Consider the following 20,409-nt stretch of genomic DNA (forward strand, 5'->3'; position numbering starts at 1 on the left):
CGTAACTGTCTGATTAGCAATAGGAATAGGGGCCCATCTCGCAGCAATCAGGGAACGTTTAATCCCAAGAAATCAATCATCTGCGCAAAATGGCGTTCGAATCCGATATAGGCATGATTGCCACCCTCTTCAACCGTCTGGCGGCACGCGCTGTAATATTCCAGCGCCTGGCGGTAATCGAGCACTTCATCGCCGGTCTGTTGCAGCAGCCAGATTAAATCGGGCGCTTCGAGAGGGTCAATCTGCATGACTTTCAGATCGTAAATGTGGCGTGACTCTAACACATATTGCTGGCCGGTGTAGGGATTACGGTTCTCGCCGAGATAATCCACCAGCAGTTCAAAGGGCTTCACAGCCGGATTGACGACCACCGCCGGCAGCATGAAACATTGTGACAACCAAGTAGCAAAGTAGCCACCCAGCGACGATCCGACTAAGCCCAGGGGCTCGCCCGCGTACTGCATCACCAACTCTTCCAGCATACTGGCCGCTTCTGCAGGAAAGGTGGGAAGTTGAGGTACCATCACATTGATATGGGGATGATGCACATTAACCCATTGTTGCAGCTGCGTGGCTTTAGCCGATTGCGGTGAACTATTGAATCCATGCAGATAGATCAGTGCCGCCATCGTTTAATAGCCCTCAGAATCAAGATCGGGGCGGAACATGTCGCTTTGCAGACGGTTAACTTCCGTTTCCAGTGAACCATCGGCTTTCAGCGTCAACCAGCGCCAGCCCGGTGCAACATTATCAATGGTGAAATTGGTGCAATGCGGTTTGAACTGGACACAGGTGGAGGGTGACGTCAGCACGCGGCGACCATGCCAGTCCAGATCCAGCTCCTGGTGAATATGGCCGCACACCAGATTCCGCGCACGTGGGAAATGGTGCAGCACAGCCTCTAACTGATGCGGATTGCGCAGGCTGTGTTGATCCAGCCAGGTACAGCCCGACGCCAGCGGATGGTGATGTAGCAGCACCAGCGTATGTCGTTCAGGGTGCTTGCGCAGCGCAATATCAAGCCACTCCAGTTGGTATTCGCTCAACATGCCATGCGGCACACCAAATACCTGACTATCCAGCAACACCATTTGCCAATGTTCGCCCAATAAAACGTGTTTATCAGCGGCAATCCCTGCATCGGCCAGCGTATCGACCATGGCAGGCTGGAAATCGTGGTTGCCTGGCAACCAGACACAGGGTTTCGGCAGACGTGTAATGCCCGCAACAAAGTGCTGATAAGCTTCGACGGTGTGATCCTGGGCGAGATCGCCAGTGGCGATAGTCAGATCGTAATCGCGCTGTTGCGCCATGATGGCGTCCAGCACCGCATCAAAACTCGACCAGGTATTTACCCCAAGCAGCGATTGATGTTTTCCTGCAAAAAGATGGGTATCCGTGATTTGTAAAATCCTGATATCGGCCCCATTTGCCGCAGGAAGAGTGAGCAGGCTATCCAAAGCGTTTCCTTTATCTCCACGCCATATACGCTATCAACAAACCGGCACCGCCACAGCGCCGTGCGCCAGACAATATCTCAACCAATCCGCAAGGAACTGGTTAATTTGATGTTTTTCATCGCGCTGATGCAGTTTTTTATTAGGATAATCATAGCGCGCTTTGAAACGATAGATCTGCTGAGTGGAACACACTTCAGCGACCATCGCATCATGATATAGCCGTACCGACATGGAGGGTAGGCTCCAGTAACTGACCGCAGGGGCCACCTGGCGAACTTCTACCAGCGTGGTGTAACGCGTCGACTCTTGGATGGTGAGCTGATAACTGGCGCCGTTCACCTGATAGACAACCGATGCGCCTGCCTCATCATTACGAGGCAACAGGCGACGCAGCTGGGCGAAATTGGTTTCGCACAGACGCATCATTTCGGGAAAGTCAGGGGTATAGCGCTGTTTCATTTTAGCTTCCACTCTTGTCGTAGTTTCTCATGGTGCAACGCCAGCCATTGCAAGGCGATGACAGATGCCGCGTTATCGATAATCCCCTCTTCCACCCAGCGATAAGCCTGTTCGCGGCTGACCACATGGACAAGAATATCCTCATTCTCTTCCTCCAGCCCGTGATTTCCTTCTGCCAGGCTGGCATCCACTTCGCCCACCAGCACCGACAAACGTTCAGATGTTCCGCCGGGGCTGGCTAAGTAATTCACTATCGGTTTCACGCGGCCAACCTTGAGGCCCGCTTCTTCTACTGCTTCACGTCGCGCCACGTCTTCCGGGGTTTCACCCGGCTCGATGATGCCGGCCACCATTTCCAGCAACCAGGGCGTTGGGCTGGAATCAAAAGCCGGGATGCGGATCTGTTCGATCAGCACCACTTCGTCTCGTAAGGGATCATAGGGTAGCAGCACGGCGGCGTGTCCGCGCTCAAAAACTTCGCGCACCACTTCACCGCTCATCTCGCCATCAAAGCGGCGGTGGCGGAAACGGTAGCTGACAATGGAAAAAAAACCATCGTAGCGTGTTTCTCGTGCAATAATTTCTACATCGTTTTTTGTGAAAGTCACAGGGGATTTTTTTTCACCCGCCATCATCTGGTTCCTTATGCAGATTGGGATGGAGCGAAGAAAAGCCAACCCTAGTGCTCCGTCCGAGTGGTTCTTTCTGAATTATTTACGTAAATTAGGGGGAGAAGGCACGTTCAGCCAACTTATCTGTCATGCCGCCTCTGTAGAATCGGCGATTATTTTTTGGCTTACCTGCAGCACTACCAGTGCAATTTGCTGCATCAAAAGGAATGCAAATGAAAAAACTGCTCCCACTTTTTATTGGACTGAGCTTGGGCGGATTCAGCCTTGCCAGCCAGGCAGAGAACCTGCTGCAGGTCTACCAGCAGGCGCGCCTGAGCAACCCGGATCTGCGTGCTTCTGCCGCTGACCGCGATGCCGCCTTTGAGAAAATTAATGAAGCGCGTAGTCCATTATTGCCGCAGTTAGGCTTGGGCGCAGATTATACCTATAACAACGGTTACCGTGACAGCAGCGGTCTCCATTCCAACACGACCAGCGCTTCTCTGCAATTAACTCAAACTATTTTCGACATGTCGAAATGGCGCGCGCTGTCGTTGCAGGAAAAAACCGCCGGGATTCAGGACGTCACCTATCAGGTTGCTCAGCAGGATCTGATTCTGAATACCGCAACCGCCTATTTCAACGTATTGAAGGCGATTGATACGCTTTCTTACACGGAAGCACAGAAACAATCGATCTACCGTGAACTGGACCAAACCACTCAGCGTTTTAACGTTGGCTTGGTCGCGATCACTGACGTGCAAAAACGCCCGTGCGCAATATGACAGCGTTTTGGCTAGCGAAGTGACCGCACGTAATAACCTCGATAACGCGGTGGAATCACTGCGTCAGATTACCGGTATGGATTATCTGGCGCTGGCCTCACTGAATATCGATCGCTTCAAAACTGCACGTCCTGATGCCGTAGCAGCATTGCTGAAACAAGCTGAAAGCCGCAACCTGAACCTGTTGTCTGCACGTTTGAGCCAGGATTTAGCCCGTGAACAGATTCGTTCTGCTGAAACCGGCCATATGCCAACGCTGGGTCTGACCGCTTCAACAGGCGTGTCAAACAGCAAATACGGCGGCAGCCGCGCTAACCAGAGTTCAGGTACCACGGATTCCATCACCGGTTCTAACCAGGTTGGCCTGAGCTTCTCCATGCCACTCTACAGCGGTGGTTCAGTGACCTCGCAGGTGAAACAGGCGCAGTACAACTTTGTAGCCGCCAGCGAGCAGTTGGAAGGGGCACATCGCAGTGCGATCCAGACCGTGCGTTCTTCGTTCAACAACGTTAACGCGTCTATCAGTAGCATCGATGCTTACAAACAGGCCGTGGTGTCTGCCCAAAGCTCATTAGATGCGATGGAAGCGGGCTATCAGGTCGGTACACGTACCATCGTTGATGTGCTGGATGCCACCACCACGCTGTATAACTCCAAACAGCAGCTTTCTGATGCGCGTTACAGCTACCTGATCAACCAGCTGAACATCAAATACGCTCTGGGTACGCTGAATGAGCAGGATCTGCAGCTGTTAAACAGTTCTCTGGGCAAAGAGATCACCACCTCACCAGAAGTGGTCGCGCCGGAAAATAGCCAGCAGGCTGCACGAGTCAATAATGGTCCGCAATCTACTGCGCCGTCAGCCGCTGCGAAAGCGCGTCCGGCTGCCGCACACAGTAGCGGAAATCCATTCGGTAATTAATCCCTTAAGGGGCCGCTTGCGGCCCCTTTCGCATTCAAACGTATAACAACGTAAAGATCCCCCAGCCATCAGGCGAGTCGCTTCAATTTCCCCCCCTCATCACCTATCCTAAGCCCCACCTTTGGGCACAGGATGAAAATAATGAAACGGACTAAAAATATTCGTCATGCCGCTTTTCGTAAAAGCTGGCAGGCACGCCATTTAACGCCAGTTGCACTCGCGGTCACCGCAGTGTTTATGCTGGCAGGCTGCGAACAGAGCGATGAAACGGTCTCGATGTATCAAAAACGCGGATGATTGTGCAAAAGCCAATCCAAGCCAGAGTGCGCAATGCACCACGGCGTACAATGACGCGAAGAAAGAGGCCGAACGCACCGCGCCAAAATATGCGACCCGTGAAGATTGTGTCGCTGAGTTTGGTGAAAACCAGTGCCAGCAGACACCGGCTCAGGCAGGTGTTGGCACCACGAATAACGCGGAAGCGCAGCAAAGTGGCAGCTTCTGGATGCCGCTGATGGCCGGTTATATGATGGGCCGCATGATGGGCGGTGGTGCAGGCTTTGCACAACAGCCACTGTTCTCGCCAAAAACCCCTAACAGCCCGGCAAACGGTCAGTTTGTTGATGCTTCGGGCAAAAATTACGGTACCGCAGCCTCTGGTCGCAGCATGAACGTACCGAAATCCGCTATGGCACCAAAACCGGCCACCACGTCCACGATTACCCGTGGTGGATTTGGTGAGACCGTCGCGAAGCAAAATACGATGCAACGCAGCAGTGCCACCGGCACCACCCGCAGCAGCACTGGCAGCAGCCGCTCAATGGGAGGCTAAGCCGCAGTATGCAACGTATTGCCATCAGCGAACGCCCGGACTGGCGCGATAAGGCCAACGAATACGGTTTCCAGTTTCACACCATGTATGGCGAGCCTTACTGGTGTGAAGATGCGTACTATCAGTTTACGCTGGCCCAGATTGAGCAACTGGAAGATACCACCGCCGAATTGCACCAGATGTGCTTGCAGGCCGTGGAAAAAGTGGTGAACAGTGATGCTCTGCTCGCCCGCTTTTGCATCCCTAAGCACACTTGGGATTTCGTGCGCGACTCATGGAAATTACGCCAGCCCTCGCTTTACTCCCGTCTTGATTTAGCCTGGGATGGCAAAGGTGATGCCAAGCTGCTGGAGAATAACGCGGATACGCCGACATCGCTGTATGAAGCCGCGTTCTTTCAATGGATCTGGCTGGAAGATCAAATCAAGGCAGGCAATCTGCCGCAGGGCAGCGACCAGTTCAATAGCCTGCAAGAAAAGCTGATCGAACGCTTTGCTGCGCTGCATCAGCAGCACGGTTTTAATCTGCTGCACTTCGCCTGCTGTCGTGATACTGAGGAAGATCGTGCCACTGTACAGTACATGCAGGATTGCGCCACTGAAGCTGGCTTGGCCAATGAGTTCCTGTATATCGATGAGATCGGTTTGGGCGAGAAAGGGCAGTTCACCGATCCGCAAGATCAGGTGATCAGCAACCTGTTCAAACTCTATCCATGGGAATTCATGCTGCGCGAGGTGTTCTCCACTAAGCTGGCAGATGCCGGTGTGCGCTGGTTAGAGCCCGCCTGGAAGAGCATTATTTCCAACAAAGCCCTGCTGCCACTGCTGTGGGAGATGTTCCCTAATCATCCTAACTTACTGCCCGCCTATTTTGCTGATGACAAAAATGCCCCGCAAATGGACAAGTTCGTGGTGAAACCGCTGTTTTCACGTGAGGGTGCGAATATTCGCATTATCGAAAATGGTCAGGAAATTGCACGTGCTGACGGCCCGTATGGCGAAGAAGGGATGATAATTCAGCAGTTCTACCAACTGCCGAAATTTGGCGACAGCTATACCCTAATTGGTAGCTGGCTGATTGACGATCAACCCGCCGGTATTGGTATCCGTGAAGATCGCGAACTGATCACTCAGGATCTGTCTCGCTTTTACCCGCACACCTTTATTGAATAAAACGCGGAGCCACCCGCATCACTCGGGTGGCCTCGATTTAGCTGACCTGCACGGACATCATACTGATCGCGCCCATCTCCATTCCTTCAATCGGAATGCTAATCTGCTCATCGTCTGCGCGTGCCCCGAGAATATACAGCAGCGGCAGATAGTGCTCAGGCGTCGGGTTCGACATCTCTGCGCCTTCGTGCTGCAAGTAATTCACTAACGGATGATCTGCCGCAGCCCCTGCAAAGCCCAGATTTTCGCGTACGAATTCATTGAAGCTTTCAGCCCATGGATAGGTTGTAGCAGCACCCTGCCAGCGCAACATCCGCAAGTTATGCACCACATTACCGCTCGCCACTATCATCACGCCTTCATCACGCAACGATGCGAGTTTACGGCCTAATTCGTAATGCCATTCAGCCGGTTGAGTCGCATCAATACTTAGCTGCACCACGGGAATGTCGGCTTCCGGATACATTTTTGCCAGCACGCCCCATGAGCCGTGGTCGAATCCCCACTCCTGATCGGCATGGACGTCAATCGGCGCCAGCAGGTCGATAACTTGCTGCGCTAACGCTGGCGATCCGGGTGCTGGATAACGCACATCAAACAGCGCCTGCGGAAAACCGCCGAAATCATGAATGGTGCGCGGATTGTTCATTGCCGTCACCGCCGTGCCACGCGTGTACCAGTGCGCCGACACCGCCAGGATAGCGCGTGGACGCGGCAATGTTGCACCCAAATGCTGCCATGCGCGGGTATAGGGGTTGTCTTCCAGTACGTTCATCGGGCTGCCATGACCTAAAAACAGGGCGGGCATACGGTTGTGGCTCATGAGGGTTCCTCTGACGAAAGTGTCGCTTTATTAGTCGCTACGATACTCGCTTTCGTGCCGGGATTAACGCTGATAACTATGATGTTCTCTATCAGAGAATTTGAATAAGAATTTAAATAAGATTGAGGCGATGGAAGGGATAAAAAGAACGACAGAAAATCGCATTAAGTCATTGTCAGGTCGCCACTTTGGCGACCGAACGAAGGTTGAACCAGCAGCTTAATGCGATTTATCGGCTTAACTTGCCTGGCGCGTTTCGTGCTCGCGGCGATAAGCCACCAGATCTTCAATCGTCACAACCGGCATATCGTGTTGTTTCGCAAAGACAATCGCTTCCGGAGCATGCGCCATACTGCCATCGTCGTTGGTGAGTTCACACAGTACACCTGCCGATTTAAATCCAGCCAGCGTTACCAAATCGATAGTGGCTTCAGTGTGGCCACCGCGAGTCAGCACGCCGCCTTCACGAGCGCGCAGTGGGAAAACGTGGCCAGGGCGATTGAGATCGCTCGGCTTAGCGTCATCAGCGATAGCAGCACGAATGGTGGTGATACGATCGGCTGCAGATACACCGGTGGTCACACCGGCTGCCGCTTCAATGGTCACGGTGAAACCCGTGCCATATGAGCTGGTATTGGTTTCTACCATCATTGGCAGATCCAGCTGCTGGCGGCGCTCTTCAGTGATACACAGGCAGACAATCCCGCTACCGTGGCGAATGGTCAGAGCCATCTGCTCAACAGTCATGGTTTCGGCGGCAAAGATCATATCGCCTTCGTTTTCACGATTTTCATCGTCGAGCACCATTACACCGCGACCGTTACGCAGCGCATTAATGGCGCGTTCTACACGCTGTTCCGGCGTGCCAAATTCAGAAAGAAGCGTCTGATTCATGGTAAAAAACCTTATAAAAAATATATGAGTTACCAGAACCAGGGCGTGCTTAGGAGTGCGCAAAAAATACACATGGCAAAAACGTGACGCGGGCGTAAGCCCGGCTGATGTCGTTACCCTCTCCCATCCGGACTCTAACCGTCGGCCCCGGAATTACACCGGGTCTGCTGACCTTTCACTTTGCAGCGAAAGCGCTCGCGGGCTTTCAGCCGAAGCTGATTTACCGCCGGTGGGGAATTTCGCCCCGCCCTGAGAATAAGCGAGGTCACTATAACGCCAATCATCTGCACGGGCAATCGACAAAGGCGCAAATGCTTTTGCATTTCCTGCGTTACGGATTTCAGGTTTAACCTTTTCGTTTCTGGCATTACACTTAACGTTTGTTGAGTCGGAACACGCGCTGTTATCAGCCACTGCAACCAGGAAATTACCATGATCGACACGAAAAAAATTGAACAACTGGCTCGCCAGGTACATGAAGCCATGCCAAAAGGGATTCGCGACTTTGGCGACGATGTCGAAAAGAAAATTCGTCAGGTATTGCAGGCGCAATTAACCCGCATGGATCTGGTTAATCGTGAAGAGTTTGATGTACAGACGCAGGTGTTGCTGCGTACACGTGAGAAGCTGGCCGCGTTGGAACAACGTCTGGCAAAACTGGAGAGCGAGAGCCCTGCCGCACCGGCTCCAGCAGTGGTGACGCCAGACCCAGCGGGTAAAATCGATACTCCGCAGTAAGGGCTTAGAAGGCGTAACGCGGTGCGCTCAAGCGAAGATGGCTTGGAGTCACCTGTGGTGCTGCAATGAAAAATGATTCGTAGCGGCACGATTTATCGTGCATCTGTCAGGCATTGATCTGGCTGCAAGATACGCAATAAATTGCGCCGCTACGTTTTTCATTAATGGCTGCGAATCGTCTTGATGATATTGGTGGTTGAGATACCGTCTTCAAAGTTCAGCACGCGCACGTCACCGCCATTCGCCCAGACCTCTTTACTGCCCGCGATATCTTCTGGCTTATAATCCCCGCCTTTCACCAGCAGGTCCGGCAACACTTCAGCGATCAAACGTTGTGGCGTGTCCTCTTCAAACAACACTACCCAGTCAACCGCTTCCAGCGCCCCTAGCACAATCATTCGGTTTTCCTGCGGGTTAACCGGACGCGTTTCACCTTTCAGACGCTTAGTGGATGCATCACTGTTAACGGCAACGATCAAACGATCGCCCAGCTTACGTGCATTCGCCAGGTAGGAAACGTGGCCAGCATGCAGAATGTCGAAAACACCATTGGTCATCACCACTTTTTCGCCACGCTGACGCGCCATGGCCACGGCCGTTTTCAGTTCGGATTCGGTCATCACACCAAATCCCGTTTCCGGACGGGCGTGAATAGCGTTCTCCAGCTCAACAGTGCTGACCGTTGACGTACCCAGTTTACCCACAACCACGCCCGCCGCCGCATTCGCCAGGAAGCAAGCTTCTTCCAGGCTATCTCCGGCTGCCAGCACGGCCGCAAGCACTCCAATAACGGTATCGCCAGCACCGGTAACGTCATACACTTCCTGCGCCTGAGTGGGCAGATGCAGTGGCTCTTTACCCGGTTGCAGCAACGTCATGCCGTTTTCTGAGCGGGTAACTAACAGTGCAGAGAGATCGTAATCAGCGATCAGCTGCATACCACGGCTGACAATCTCTTCGACCGTTTTACACTTGCCGACCACCGCCTCGAACTCAGACAGATTAGGCGTCAGCAAGGTTGCGCCGCGATAGCGTTCAAAGTCCGTTCCTTTTGGGTCGATCAACACGGGAACCTTGGCTTCACGCGCCAGCTGAATCATGGTTTCCACACTGCTCAGTGCACCTTTCGCGTAGTCTGACAGCACCAGCGCACCGGCCTGTGCCAGCGATTGACGCATACGATCGTGGATCGGCTGCGGATCGACCTGCTCAAAGCCTTCTTCAAAATCGAGACGAATCAGCTGCTGGTTACGCGATAACACGCGCAATTTGGTGATGGTAGGATGACTTTTCACGGCAACAAAATCGCAGTCGACCTTCACCTTCTCCAGCGTTTCGCTCAACACACGTGCCGCATCGTCTTCACCGGTCAGGCCGATTAAACGCGATACCGCACCAAGCGCAGCAATGTTCATTGCGACGTTTGCCGCGCCGCCCGGACGTTCCTCGATCGTATCGACTTTCACCACTGGCACTGGGGCTTCAGGTGAGATACGGCTTGTCGGCCCATACCAGTAGCGATCCAACATCACATCGCCAACAACCAGCACAGCAGCTTTGCCAAAAGCGGGCAGCGTTACTTTCATTCCAGAGACTCCAGACTTCGGTCAAAATAATGCGCGGATAGTAGCATAAAAGCCTGTCGGCTCACTTACTCCACGCCATCAGATTCGGTAGCGGCCAGCCAGCGTTGCCAGCTGTCATGCACGACGGCTCGCTCGGTGGCAAAAGATTCTGGTGCAACGTGCCCCGGCAACTCTTGCAACGCTAAATGGTGTAGCGCATCGCGCAAGGTCACGTAAGCATGTGTTAGCGCCTGCGCTTCCTCTGCATCCATGATTTCCTGACGCGCCATCAGCTCGAAAATTCGCACATTGTCTGACCAACGCGTCAGAGCGGGCTGGTCGGCCGCGTATCCTAGGACAAGATATTGCGCGATGAATTCAATATCGGTGATACCGCCCTCATCGGTCTTTATTTCCCAGCGCCCTTTATGTTTATTGCTGAGATGCGCACGCATTTTCTCTCGCATCTCACGCACTTCCTTCCTCAGCGTATGATGTTCACGCGGCAGAGAGAGAATGCCGCGACGGATCTCATTGAAGCGCTCGCAGAGTGCTGGCTCGCCAAACACAATACGCGCGCGCACCAATGCCTGATGTTCCCAAGTCCAGGCTTCGCTGCGTTGATATTCGTCGAATGCAGCAAAAGTGCTCACCAGCATTCCCGCCGCGCCAGACGGACGCAGACGCGCATCAACTTCATACAAAATACCGGACGAGGTCCGCGTGCTGAACAGATGCATCACGCGCTGCGCCAGACGCAGGTAGAACTGGCGGCCATCAATTACCCGCTCACCAGTAGTTTCCGCATCATCCGGGCAATCATGTAGGAAGACCAAATCAAGGTCAGAGCTGTAACCCAATTCCCAACCGCCCAGCTTGCCATAGCCGATCACGGCAAAGCCGCGCTCGCTGTCACTGGTGAGATGCGAAGGACGGCCGTAGCGCTGCACCATCATCTGCCACGCCTGCTGTACCACCGACTCAATGATGGCTTCGGCCAGCCAGGTTAAGTGATCACTCACTTTCATCACCGGTAGCGTTTCAGCGATATCCGCAGCCGCGATGCGTAAATGCTGCGCCTGCTTAAACTGGCGTAGTGCTTCCAGCTGCTGCTCTTCATCGTCGGTAGGGATACGCAGCAGATACTGGCGTAATTCATCACGATAAGCATCGGTGGCAGTGGGTTGGTACAGCGTGGCAGGATCGAGCAGTTCATCCAGCAGCAACGGATGGCGTGCCAGTTGGCTGGCAATCATCGGCGAAGCGGCACAAAGACGGATGAGATGGCGTAACGCACCGTGATATTCCGTCAACAGTTCCAGATAGGTACTGCGCGTCAGCACACCCAGCAAGAGAGGTGTCAGACGACCCAGCACCAGATCCGCATCTTCACGTGGACACACTTCACTGAGCAAGCGCGGCATCAATTGATCGAGTGCTAAGCGCCCGCGCGGGCCAATCGTGCGGCGACTGACATCCTGACGGAAATTGTTTAACGCGTTAAAGAGCGCGTGGCGCTGCGTTTCATCCAACTGCGGCACCACGGGAATCAGGTCGTTCTCCTCCAGGGTGTCTTGCCACAGACCCGCAAATTCAACCAACTGAGGTTGGTCATCCACATCCGGCGCATCATCGCCGATCAGCTCATCAAAGATACTGCGCACACCCGCCATTTGCAGCTCAAGCTGCTCCATGAGGGCGTTCCAGTCAGAGAAGCCCATCGCCCACGCCAAACGTTGACGGTCGAGTGGGTTTTCTGGCAGCGTTTGTGTCTGTTCGTCGTTAATGCTTTGCAGCAAGTTTTCCAACCTACGCAAGAACAGGTAAGCGGCTCGCAGATGTTCAATCTGTTGAGGAGTCAATAAAGACAGCTCACCAATCGCCTTGAGCGTTGGCAGCAAAGAACGAAGCTGTAGTGAGCGCTCACGTCCACCACGGATTAACTGAAAGACCTGCACGATGAATTCGGTTTCGCGAATGCCGCCCGCACCGAGTTTGATGTTGTCCTTCAAACCGCGCCGACGCACTTCACGGGCAATCATGCCTTTCATATTTCGCAGTGACTGGATCACACTGAAGTCGATGTAGCGACGATACACGAAGGGGCGCAGCATCTGCTGCAATTCCTGGCTCCAGTGGCCGTGGTCATCTCCCATCAGCCGCGCTTTCACCATCGCGTAGCGTTCCCAGTCGCGGCCCTGCTCCTGATAATAGTCTTCCAGCGCCGCAAAGCTCAGTACCAATGGACCACTGTCACCAAAGGGACGCAGACGCATATCCACACGATAGACAAAGCCATCGATGGTCGGCTGATCCAGCACTTTAATCAGGCGCTGGCCCATACGGGTGAAGAACTGGGCGTTATCGAGTTCGCGCCTTCCCCCTTTTGTCACACCATTTTCTGGCCAGGCAAAAATCAGGTCGATATCGGAAGAGAAATTGAGTTCGCCTCCTCCCAGTTTGCCCATGCCGAGAATCAACATAGGCTGCGCTTCGCCCGCTTCATTACAAGGGGTGCCAAAATCACGGCTACAATCCTGCCACACCCAGTCACGCGCAGCGGCGATAAGTATTTCAGCCAGCGTGCTGAGTTGCGTCAGACTCTGTTCAGTACTGGCGTGTTGCAGCGCCTGCATCCAGGCAATACGCACCAGCATATGACGACGAAACAGGCGTAGCTCACGCATCAGAGCGTTTTCATTATCCACACCCACCAGCACCTGAGTTAGCCAGCTTGCATAGTGCTGCCACTCATCAGGTGCGGGCGGTTGCTGTTGGAGTTGTTGCCACCACTCCGGGTGCTGCTGCAGGTTATCAACCACAAAGTCACTAAAGGTCAGCGCACCCGCCTGTTCTGGCGTAAACGCTGACGGCGGCGTATTCAACCGCTCTGCCACAATAGCTAATTGCGCCTGCATCAGCGCCGGTAACGGTAACAACATCTCCCCTCCCTGATTTATGTGTGCGTCGGGCCTAGCGTTTCACTCCGCTATTCAGCCAGAACGGCGATGGCCGAATGGCCAGGTTAACCAGCTGCAGCAATCCGCGCTCTTGCTGGATGCGAATTGCATGCTGCAACTCCTGCCAGCCAGACAACCAGATATTCACCTCTTCGGCGGGATAGGCCCCAGCGAGCAGATGCACCGCCAGCAGTTGGCGATTCAGACGCGTCAATTTGTCCTGGAATTCATTGAACAGCTGCACATCGACAAAAGTCTCTCTCAGGTCGGCGGCAATGCGGCTAAGCATGATGTCACTGAATCGCTTGAACGATCCCTGCAACTTACTTTTGTTCTTGTCATCAAGCCAGTTGTGCCACTGTGACTCTACCAACCAGTGAGTGAGTGCTAACTGAGCCTCGACAGAGATCGCCGAAAAACAGGCCGTTTCAGCCTCGATTTCAGTATCAGCCAGCAACTCATCCAGCTGCGTCAGTTTCTGACGCAAATCACTGCTTGCCTTACGCGGTACTAAGGCACCAAACAGTGAGAACGCCTGGCGCAGCGTTTCGAGTGCTTCAACGACAGCCTCTTTTGCATCCTGATTGCCGCGCAGCCACACTTCTTCATGGTACTGCCATTGATTCATCGCGACGGTCATGGCGTTCACCATCCCCTGCTCCACGGTGGCTTTTGCGGCGATTCTTTGCAGAGGGAGTGCACGCAGCGGGCGTTCAGGATTGCCCTGCGCCAGCTGATAGCCTCTTGCCGCTTTACTCAGACTGCCAAGACGTAGGCCGCCCGTGGTCATTAAGGCTTCCGCAAAGTTGAGCATGTCGGCGCGCTGTCCACTTTTCAGTTCCAACTCAACTTCATACAGCGGTTCGGTCAGCTCACCTGCAGCGACTTCACCACGGTCGAAAGCGACTTCAATTTCGCTCTCACCAAACTGAACCAGCCAGGCTTCACGCTGGAAGTGGGTGCTGAATAGCGGCTGCAAACGCTGCTGCAATGCGGCAACGTCGGTGCCCTGGGGCCAGATTTCTGCTGGAAGCTGGGCGATATCCAGCTGAGGTTCCGTGAGATCGACATTGTATTCAGGCCGCTGGTGTAGACCGCCTACCGTTTTACCGGCGGCTTTCAGCGTCATTTCATAACGTTGATCAACGCCACGAATGCGCAGGCCCATGTCCCAGCGACGTAGCTGGTTGTCATCGGTCTCAAAATAGATGTTGGTCAATTCGCGCGCGGCGAAGTGCTGATGTGGCCAAACGGCAAGCTTTTCACCGAGTTTTTCGGCGGCTTGGGGTGTGGCAATGAACTTTAATTCGATTTCGATGGTCATAATTTTTTATTCAATACGCTGCTGGCACTTACGAGTTTAATCTGGCGAAGAGTAATGCACCGGAAGCCCGCTGTCTCCGCTTTCTTGTGCTTTTACGACCCTTTTCGCATTGGATTGAGACCAGGATAGTTCTCATTCAGATTTTTGAGAAGCGTCCCCAGACTGTGCCGGTAATTTTACGCCATTAAGAAAAAACGATATCGAATGAAAAAAATCACTCTTGCTGCCCTTTCTTTGCTGGCTTTTAGCGCCATCGCCCCCGTCCATGCTGCTGACGAAAAGCGTTACATCTCCGACGAATTATCCACTTGGGTACGCAGCGGTCCAGGCGATCAGTATCGTCTGATTGGCAAGCTGAATGCCGGAGAGGAAGTCACCTTGTTGCAAGTCAACAACGATTCCCAATACGGCCAGATCCGTGATGCTGAAGGTAAGACCAACTGGATACCCTTGTCACAGCTCAGTGCTGAACCCAGCTTGCGCACTCGCGTGCCGCAACTTGAGCAGCAGGTCAAAGATTTGACCGCCAAGTTAGGGAACATCGACAACAGCTGGAACCAGCGCACTTCTGAAATGCAAAACAAAGTGGCTAACAGCGATGGCACGATTGATGGCCTGAAAGCCGAGAATCAGAAATTGAAAAATGAGCTGATTGTCGCTCAAAAGAAAGTCAGCGCCGCTAACGTCCAGCTGGATGACAAACAGCGCACCATCATCATGCAGTGGTTCATGTATGGCGGTGGCGTGCTGGGTGTAGGCTTATTGCTCGGTTTGGTGTTGCCGCATATGGTGCCGCGCCGCAAGAAAAACGATCGCTGGATGAACTAAACCGCCACATCGATTTGTCGTTTTCTTTCAGGGGATCGTAAGATGCCCCTTTTGGCGTGCCCGATTTTTAACCAAAGTATGCAACAATAACGCAACATGCGTGCACGGCGCGCAGATTACATTGCCTCTGGAGTAGTTGAGTGAAGACGTTTCTGGTCGGTGGCGCAGTGCGTGATGCCTTACTGCGCTTGCCGGTAAAAGATAGAGATTGGGTCGTTGTCGGCGCCACGCCTGACAATATGCTGGAACAGGGTTACCAGCAGGTTGGCCGTGACTTTCCGGTTTTTTTACATCCTCGCAGCCGCGAAGAGTATGCACTGGCGCGCACCGAGCGTAAAAACGGCAAGGGTTATACCGGCTTTGTGACTCAGTTCGCCCCGGATGTCACGCTTGAGCAAGATTTACAGCGCCGCGATTTGACGATCAATGCCATTGCGCAGGCTGACGATGGCAGCTTAATCGACCCTTATCATGGTCAACAGGATCTGGCAAAGCGCACGCTGCGCCATGTCTCTGCGGCATTCAATGAAGATCCGCTGCGTGTACTGCGCGTGGCGCGTTTTGCTGCCCGCTTTGCCCATCTCAATTTCCGTGTCGCTGATGAAACCCAAGCCTTTATGCGTGAGATGGCAGAGAGCGGCGAGCTGGCTGACCTCACCGCCGAGCGCGTGTGGAAGGAGACCGAGAAGGCGCTGCTAACACGCAATCCGCAGGTCTATTTTCAGGTATTGCGTGACTGTGGCGCATTGCAGGTGCTGTTCCCTGAGCTGGATAATCTGTACGGCATTCCAGCGCCAATCAAATGGCATCCGGAGATTGATACCGGCGTGCACGCGTTGATGACGCTGACCATGTCTGCTGCGCTCTCTGATCAGCTCGACGTGCGTTTTGCCACGCTGTTCCACGATGTCGGTAAAGCGCTCACGCCACCGGAGAAATGGCCAAGCCATCATGGTCACGGTTTAGCCGGCGTACCGATTGTCGAAGCGCTGTGCCAGCGGTTGCGCGTGCCCAATCAGGTACGCGATCTGGCACTGATCGTCACCGAATTCCACGATATCGTTCACACCATTGAACGTCAGTCCGCAGAGTCATTGGTGGCTCTGTTTGATCGCATTGATGCGTGGCGTAAGCCCGATCGCGTGGAGAAGATGGTGCTAACCAGCGAAGCCGATGCACGTGGTCGCACCGGAATGGAAAGCATGGCTTATCCACAAGGGGATTATCTGCGCCAGGCGTTTGCATTGTCTCAGGCGGTGCCAACCAAGGATGTGGTCGCTGCGGGCTTTAAAGGCCCAGCGGTACGGGAGGAGTTGACGCGTCGTCGGGTGATTGCCGTGCAGGAGGGATTGATCAACGTGCGGCCAGCATAACTGGCCGCACGCCGCGCTTACATGAAGATAGCGTAAACTGCCGCCGCCACGATGAAGCGATAGATAGCGAACGAAACAAACGAGATACGCTTAATCAATTCGAGGAAAATTTTGATCGCCAGCAGTGCCACCACAAAGGCGGTCACAAAGCCGACGGCAAACATCGGGAAATCCTGCACCGTCAGGAAGCCCATGCTCTTGTAGAGATCTAATACCGTAGCACCCATCATCATCGGCACCGCCAGGATGAATGAGAACTCAGAAGCAGCATAGCGGCTCACGCCCATCAGCATGCCGCCCGAAATGGTGGCACCTGAACGCGAGAAGCCCGGCCACAGCGCCAGACACTGGAAGCAGCCAATCATAAACGCCTGACGATAGGTGATATCGTCAATGCCGACGGCTTTTGGCTGCTTCGGTTTGAAATATTCCGCTACCAGCAACAGCACGCCACCGACCACCAGCGCGTACATCACGTTAATCGGATTAAACAGGCTTTTGATTTGATCGTGTAACAGCAGACCAATCACCACCGCTGGCACCATGCCTAACAAGATGTGAATCAGTGTCAGTTTGCCGGTTCCCGTGCCTTCATGCGGCTCCTTGCCGAAGTGAATACCAATCAGTCCAAACAGGCGACGCCAGAACATCACCACCACAGCCAGAATCGAACCCAGCTGAATCACCACTTCGAAGGTTTCGGCGGTTTGCCCTTCAAAACCCAGCAGGTGGCCAACAATAATCATATGGCCCGTAGAAGAGACCGGCAGGAATTCCGTGAGGCCTTCCACAACCCCCAGGATTGCAGCGACCCAAAGCTGATGAATATCTGCCATCAAAATTTTCCTCTATCCGTTTTAAACAGTAAAAAGGCGGTCGCAAGATGCTACCGCCTAAAATTATGCCTGCGCCACGCTGAAGGAAACCTTAAGAAAATCGGTCACTTCGCGTCCGATAGCGCAACGGCCTCAACTGAGACACACCATAATTTGGTTTGGTTTCATTGTGATGGCAATCACGGAGGGTTTATTTAGGAATAGTCCCGCGCTCGATACGCACGCCAACCGTCGCAGCCTGGGCCACTGCGCCTGGTTTTCCGACCTTAATGCGCACACCTGGCGTTTTGAAACGATTCATCAACAGATCGGCAATTTCTTCCGCCACGCGTTCCACCAAAGCAAAACGTTGGCCCTGTAGATGATTGAGAATGACTTCAGTGACATCTGCGTAGCTCAAACAGTCATTCACATCGTCGCTAATCGCCGCACGACGGTTGTCCCACGCCATTTCGACATCGAGCACCAGCTTCTGCTGCATACCCTGCTCCCAGTCGTAAACGCCAATCGTGGTGAACACGGTGAGTTGTTCTATAAATACGATATCCATGATGTCAGTCTCTGTTTTTGGCTATGCCGGATACCACTTCCGGCGGATTATGCGTATTATCCACGCTTATCGAGAACAAAACGACCCAAAAGGAACGGTACGAAGCTATGAGTGCTATCGCGCTTGGTATGATTATTTTCGCGTATCTTTGCGGCTCGATTTCCAGCGCCATTCTGGTTTGTAAACTCGCGCGTTTACCCGATCCGCGTACCGCTGGCTCCGGCAACCCCGGTGCGACCAACGTGTTGCGTATTGGTGGCAAAGCCGCTGCCGCTGCGGTCCTGATTTTCGACGTTGCTAAAGGTATGGTCCCGGTGTGGATCGCTTACCTGTTGCACGTCACACCAATGTATCTCGGCTTAACGGCGATTGCTGCCTGCCTCGGCCATATCTATCCGGTGTTCTTCCGTTTTCGTGGCGGTAAAGGTGTGGCAACGGCGTTCGGTGCGATTGCGCCAATTGGCTGGGATTTGACGGGATTAATGACCGGCACCTGGTTGCTGACGGTGCTGCTGAGTGGCTACTCTTCATTAGGCGCGATTGTGAGTGCGCTGATCGCCCCGTTCTATGTGTGGTGGTTCAAACCCCAATTCACTTTCCCAGTCTCCATGCTCTCCTGTTTGATTCTGCTGCGCCACCACGACAATATTCAGCGTCTGTGGCGCGGTCAGGAAAACAAGATCTGGAAGCGGAAGAAGAAGAAATAAAAAAACCGGCGCGAAGCCGGTTTTTTCGTTTTAGATGGCGGGCAGTTCTGCCAGTGGCCAGCGAGGCCTTACGCTGACGCCCAGTTCACCGCGCGTTCCGCCTTTCAGCCGCACCAGACCCGCATAGGCAATCATGGCACCGTTATCCGTACAGAATTCCGGACGGGCGTAGAACACCTCACCACCGCGCTTCTGCATCATTTCAGCCATACGCTCACGCAGCGTGCGGTTCGCACTCACACCACCGGCGATCACCAGGCGTTTAAAGCCGGTTTGCTCCAGCGCACGTTTGCACTTAATCATTAAGGTATCGACCACTGCATCTTCAAATGCACGGGCGATATCGGCGCGCGCCTGCTCATCCCCTGCATGCTCACGAATGGTGTTGGCAGCAAAGGTTTTCAGGCCGGAGAAACTGAAGTCTAAACCTGGGCGATCGGTCATCGGACGCGGGAATTTAAAGCGGCCAGGCGTCCCTTGTTGCGCCATACGTGACAGCATGGGGCCACCGGGATAATCCAAGCCCAGCAGCTTAGCGGTTTTGTCGAAAGCTTCACCAGCGGCATCGTCAATCGACTCACCCAGCAAGGTGTATTCACCGATGCCAGTGACGCTGATCAACTGGGTGTGGCCGCCGGAGACCAACAGGGCGACAAACGGAAATTCCGGTGGATTCTCTTCCAGCATCGGCGCCAGTAAATGGCCTTCCATATGATGTACCGGTACGGCAGGCACGTTCCACGCGAACGCCAGCGCACGACCGATTGTGGCACCCACCAGCAGCGCTCCGACCAAACCCGGACCTGCGGTATAGGCCACTGCATCAATTTGTTTCGCTTCCAGTCCGGCTTCTTTAAGCGCGGCCTGAATCAGCGGTACCGTTTTACGCACATGGTCACGTGAGGCCAGTTCTGGCACCACACCACCGTAGTCGGCGTGCAGTTTCACTTGGCTATATAGTTGATTCGCCAACAAACCGGACGCATCATCATAAATCGCGATGCCGGTTTCATCGCAGGACGTTTCAATACCCAGAACTCGCATAGCTTTTATCACCCTCTTCTTGCGGCGCGCAGTGTAGCACAGGGGAATCACACGCCGGACAACTTTGCCAGGAAAAAGTGTTTTTCTGTCGCACAAAGAGTGCGCTATACTCCACGGCCTGAAAAAACCGGCAGCCGCGATGGCAAATGCCTCTGTTGGTTCTAAATTGTTCATGGTGCTTTACAAGTCAGCCGCGGCTGGAGTAAAATGCTGCACCATTTTAAAAGTGCTGGCGCCGCAGTCAGCAGAAAAACCGAATTTATCGAGGTAAGAGTTACATGCCGGTAATTAAAGTACGTGAAAACGAGCCTTTCGACGTAGCACTGCGTCGCTTCAAGCGTTCTTGCGAGAAAGCAGGCGTTCTGGCTGAAGTTCGTCGTCGTGAGTTTTATGAAAAACCAACGACCGAGCGTAAGCGCGCTAAAGCGTCAGCTGTTAAGCGTCACGCCAAGAAACTGGCTCGCGAAAACGCACGCCGCACTCGTCTGTACTAATTTCTTTCGGAAGTTCGCTTCCGCCGCGTGTT

General features: G+C 53.7%; 18 protein-coding genes, 2 pseudogenes and 1 riboswitch. Of the genes and pseudogenes, 8 read left to right on the forward strand and 12 right to left on the reverse strand.

The window, feature by feature from the left end; genetic code table 11:
* Window positions 1–47: 47 nt before the first annotated feature.
* The 4 genes from yqiA to nudF are packed head-to-tail and all read right to left on the reverse strand — an operon-like array spanning window position 48 to window position 2,551.
* On the reverse strand, window positions 48–629 hold the full coding sequence (gene yqiA, locus HA51_RS12660) for an esterase YqiA (protein ID WP_084934847.1): 582 nt from the start codon (window positions 627–629) through the stop codon (window positions 48–50).
* A 3-nt stretch (window positions 630–632) separates the two neighbouring features.
* A complete protein-coding gene (cpdA, locus tag HA51_RS12665) occupies window positions 633–1,460 on the reverse strand; it encodes a 3',5'-cyclic-AMP phosphodiesterase (protein WP_084934848.1) in 828 nt (275 codons plus the stop codon).
* A gap of 33 nt (window positions 1,461–1,493) precedes the next feature.
* On the reverse strand, window positions 1,494–1,919 hold the full coding sequence (locus HA51_RS12670; RefSeq protein WP_084934849.1) for a DUF1249 family protein: 426 nt from the start codon (window positions 1,917–1,919) through the stop codon (window positions 1,494–1,496).
* Window positions 1,916–2,551, reverse strand: a complete 636-nt coding sequence (nudF, locus tag HA51_RS12675; protein WP_084934850.1) for an ADP-ribose diphosphatase — start codon at window positions 2,549–2,551, stop codon at window positions 1,916–1,918. Before nudF ends, HA51_RS12670 begins: the two co-directional genes overlap by 4 nt.
* Before the next feature lie 212 nt (window positions 2,552–2,763).
* Here nudF and tolC point away from each other — a divergent pair.
* From tolC to HA51_RS12695, 3 genes and pseudogenes are all read left to right on the forward strand, one after another.
* A pseudogene (gene tolC, locus HA51_RS12685) lies at window positions 2,764–4,237 on the forward strand (outer membrane channel protein TolC).
* Window positions 4,238–4,378: 141 nt separating this feature from the next.
* Window positions 4,379–5,069: pseudogene (locus tag HA51_RS12690) on the forward strand (DUF1190 family protein).
* 8 nt (window positions 5,070–5,077) lie between these two features.
* Window positions 5,078–6,241 (forward strand): glutathionylspermidine synthase family protein, encoded by a 1,164-nt coding sequence (locus HA51_RS12695; RefSeq protein WP_084934851.1) that lies wholly within the window; start codon window positions 5,078–5,080, stop codon window positions 6,239–6,241.
* Between the two features lie 37 nt (window positions 6,242–6,278).
* On the opposite strand, the gene ygiD is transcribed toward HA51_RS12695, so the two are convergent.
* Together ygiD and ribB are read right to left on the reverse strand one after the other, a co-directional pair.
* Complete coding sequence (gene ygiD, locus HA51_RS12700; protein ID WP_084934852.1) at window positions 6,279–7,064, reverse strand: 4,5-DOPA-extradiol-dioxygenase; 786 nt, start codon at window positions 7,062–7,064, stop codon at window positions 6,279–6,281.
* Window positions 7,065–7,301: 237 nt separating this feature from the next.
* The gene (gene ribB, locus HA51_RS12705; protein ID WP_084934853.1) at window positions 7,302–7,958 is read right to left on the reverse strand and encodes a 3,4-dihydroxy-2-butanone-4-phosphate synthase; all 657 of its coding nucleotides are present in this window, start codon (window positions 7,956–7,958) and stop codon (window positions 7,302–7,304) included.
* Window positions 7,959–8,069: 111 nt separating this feature from the next.
* A riboswitch (FMN riboswitch) is annotated at window positions 8,070–8,219 on the reverse strand.
* A gap of 171 nt (window positions 8,220–8,390) precedes the next feature.
* Here ribB and ubiK point away from each other — a divergent pair.
* A complete protein-coding gene (ubiK, locus tag HA51_RS12710; protein WP_034828368.1) occupies window positions 8,391–8,696 on the forward strand; it encodes a ubiquinone biosynthesis accessory factor UbiK in 306 nt (101 codons plus the stop codon).
* 161 nt (window positions 8,697–8,857) lie between these two features.
* On the opposite strand, the gene hldE is transcribed toward ubiK, so the two are convergent.
* From hldE to HA51_RS12725, 3 genes are all read right to left on the reverse strand, one after another.
* Complete coding sequence (hldE, locus tag HA51_RS12715; RefSeq protein WP_084934854.1) at window positions 8,858–10,282, reverse strand: bifunctional D-glycero-beta-D-manno-heptose-7-phosphate kinase/D-glycero-beta-D-manno-heptose 1-phosphate adenylyltransferase HldE; 1,425 nt, start codon at window positions 10,280–10,282, stop codon at window positions 8,858–8,860.
* 65 nt (window positions 10,283–10,347) lie between these two features.
* Window positions 10,348–13,203, reverse strand: a complete 2,856-nt coding sequence (gene glnE, locus HA51_RS12720) for a bifunctional [glutamate--ammonia ligase]-adenylyl-L-tyrosine phosphorylase/[glutamate--ammonia-ligase] adenylyltransferase (RefSeq protein ID WP_084934855.1) — start codon at window positions 13,201–13,203, stop codon at window positions 10,348–10,350.
* Window positions 13,204–13,234: 31 nt separating this feature from the next.
* Window positions 13,235–14,545, reverse strand: a complete 1,311-nt coding sequence (locus tag HA51_RS12725; protein ID WP_084934856.1) for a CYTH domain-containing protein — start codon at window positions 14,543–14,545, stop codon at window positions 13,235–13,237.
* Window positions 14,546–14,749: 204 nt separating this feature from the next.
* Between HA51_RS12725 and HA51_RS12730 the strand changes: the two genes are divergently transcribed.
* Together HA51_RS12730 and HA51_RS12735 are read left to right on the forward strand one after the other, a co-directional pair.
* Entirely contained in the window at window positions 14,750–15,373 is a 624-nt protein-coding gene (locus HA51_RS12730; RefSeq protein WP_084934857.1) for a TIGR04211 family SH3 domain-containing protein, read from the forward strand.
* A 140-nt stretch (window positions 15,374–15,513) separates the two neighbouring features.
* Window positions 15,514–16,746: a multifunctional CCA addition/repair protein gene (locus tag HA51_RS12735; RefSeq protein WP_084934858.1), complete on the forward strand. Its 1,233-nt coding sequence runs from the start codon at window positions 15,514–15,516 to the stop codon at window positions 16,744–16,746.
* A 17-nt stretch (window positions 16,747–16,763) separates the two neighbouring features.
* Here the strand turns inward: HA51_RS12735 and bacA are convergent, their stop codons facing one another.
* Window positions 16,764–17,582, reverse strand: coding sequence for an undecaprenyl-diphosphate phosphatase (bacA, locus tag HA51_RS12740; protein ID WP_084934859.1), 819 nt, complete (start codon window positions 17,580–17,582; stop codon window positions 16,764–16,766).
* A 190-nt stretch (window positions 17,583–17,772) separates the two neighbouring features.
* Complete coding sequence (gene folB, locus HA51_RS12745) at window positions 17,773–18,132, reverse strand: bifunctional dihydroneopterin aldolase/7,8-dihydroneopterin epimerase (protein WP_084934860.1); 360 nt, start codon at window positions 18,130–18,132, stop codon at window positions 17,773–17,775.
* 107 nt (window positions 18,133–18,239) lie between these two features.
* Here folB and plsY point away from each other — a divergent pair, with 107 nt between their 5' ends.
* A complete protein-coding gene (plsY, locus tag HA51_RS12750; protein ID WP_084934861.1) occupies window positions 18,240–18,839 on the forward strand; it encodes a glycerol-3-phosphate 1-O-acyltransferase PlsY in 600 nt (199 codons plus the stop codon).
* Window positions 18,840–18,869: 30 nt separating this feature from the next.
* On the opposite strand, the gene tsaD is transcribed toward plsY, so the two are convergent.
* Window positions 18,870–19,883 carry a tRNA (adenosine(37)-N6)-threonylcarbamoyltransferase complex transferase subunit TsaD gene (gene tsaD / locus HA51_RS12755; RefSeq protein ID WP_084934862.1) on the reverse strand — a complete coding sequence of 338 codons (1,014 nt, stop codon included), beginning with the start codon at window positions 19,881–19,883 and terminating at the stop codon, window positions 18,870–18,872.
* 278 nt (window positions 19,884–20,161) lie between these two features.
* Here tsaD and rpsU point away from each other — a divergent pair, with 278 nt between their 5' ends.
* Window positions 20,162–20,377: a 30S ribosomal protein S21 gene (gene rpsU, locus HA51_RS12760; RefSeq protein WP_001144069.1), complete on the forward strand. Its 216-nt coding sequence runs from the start codon at window positions 20,162–20,164 to the stop codon at window positions 20,375–20,377.
* Window positions 20,378–20,409 lie beyond the last annotated feature (32 nt).

The sequence above is a fragment of the Pantoea rwandensis genome, assembly GCF_002095475.1.
Lineage (GTDB): Bacteria > Pseudomonadota > Gammaproteobacteria > Enterobacterales > Enterobacteriaceae > Pantoea > Pantoea rwandensis.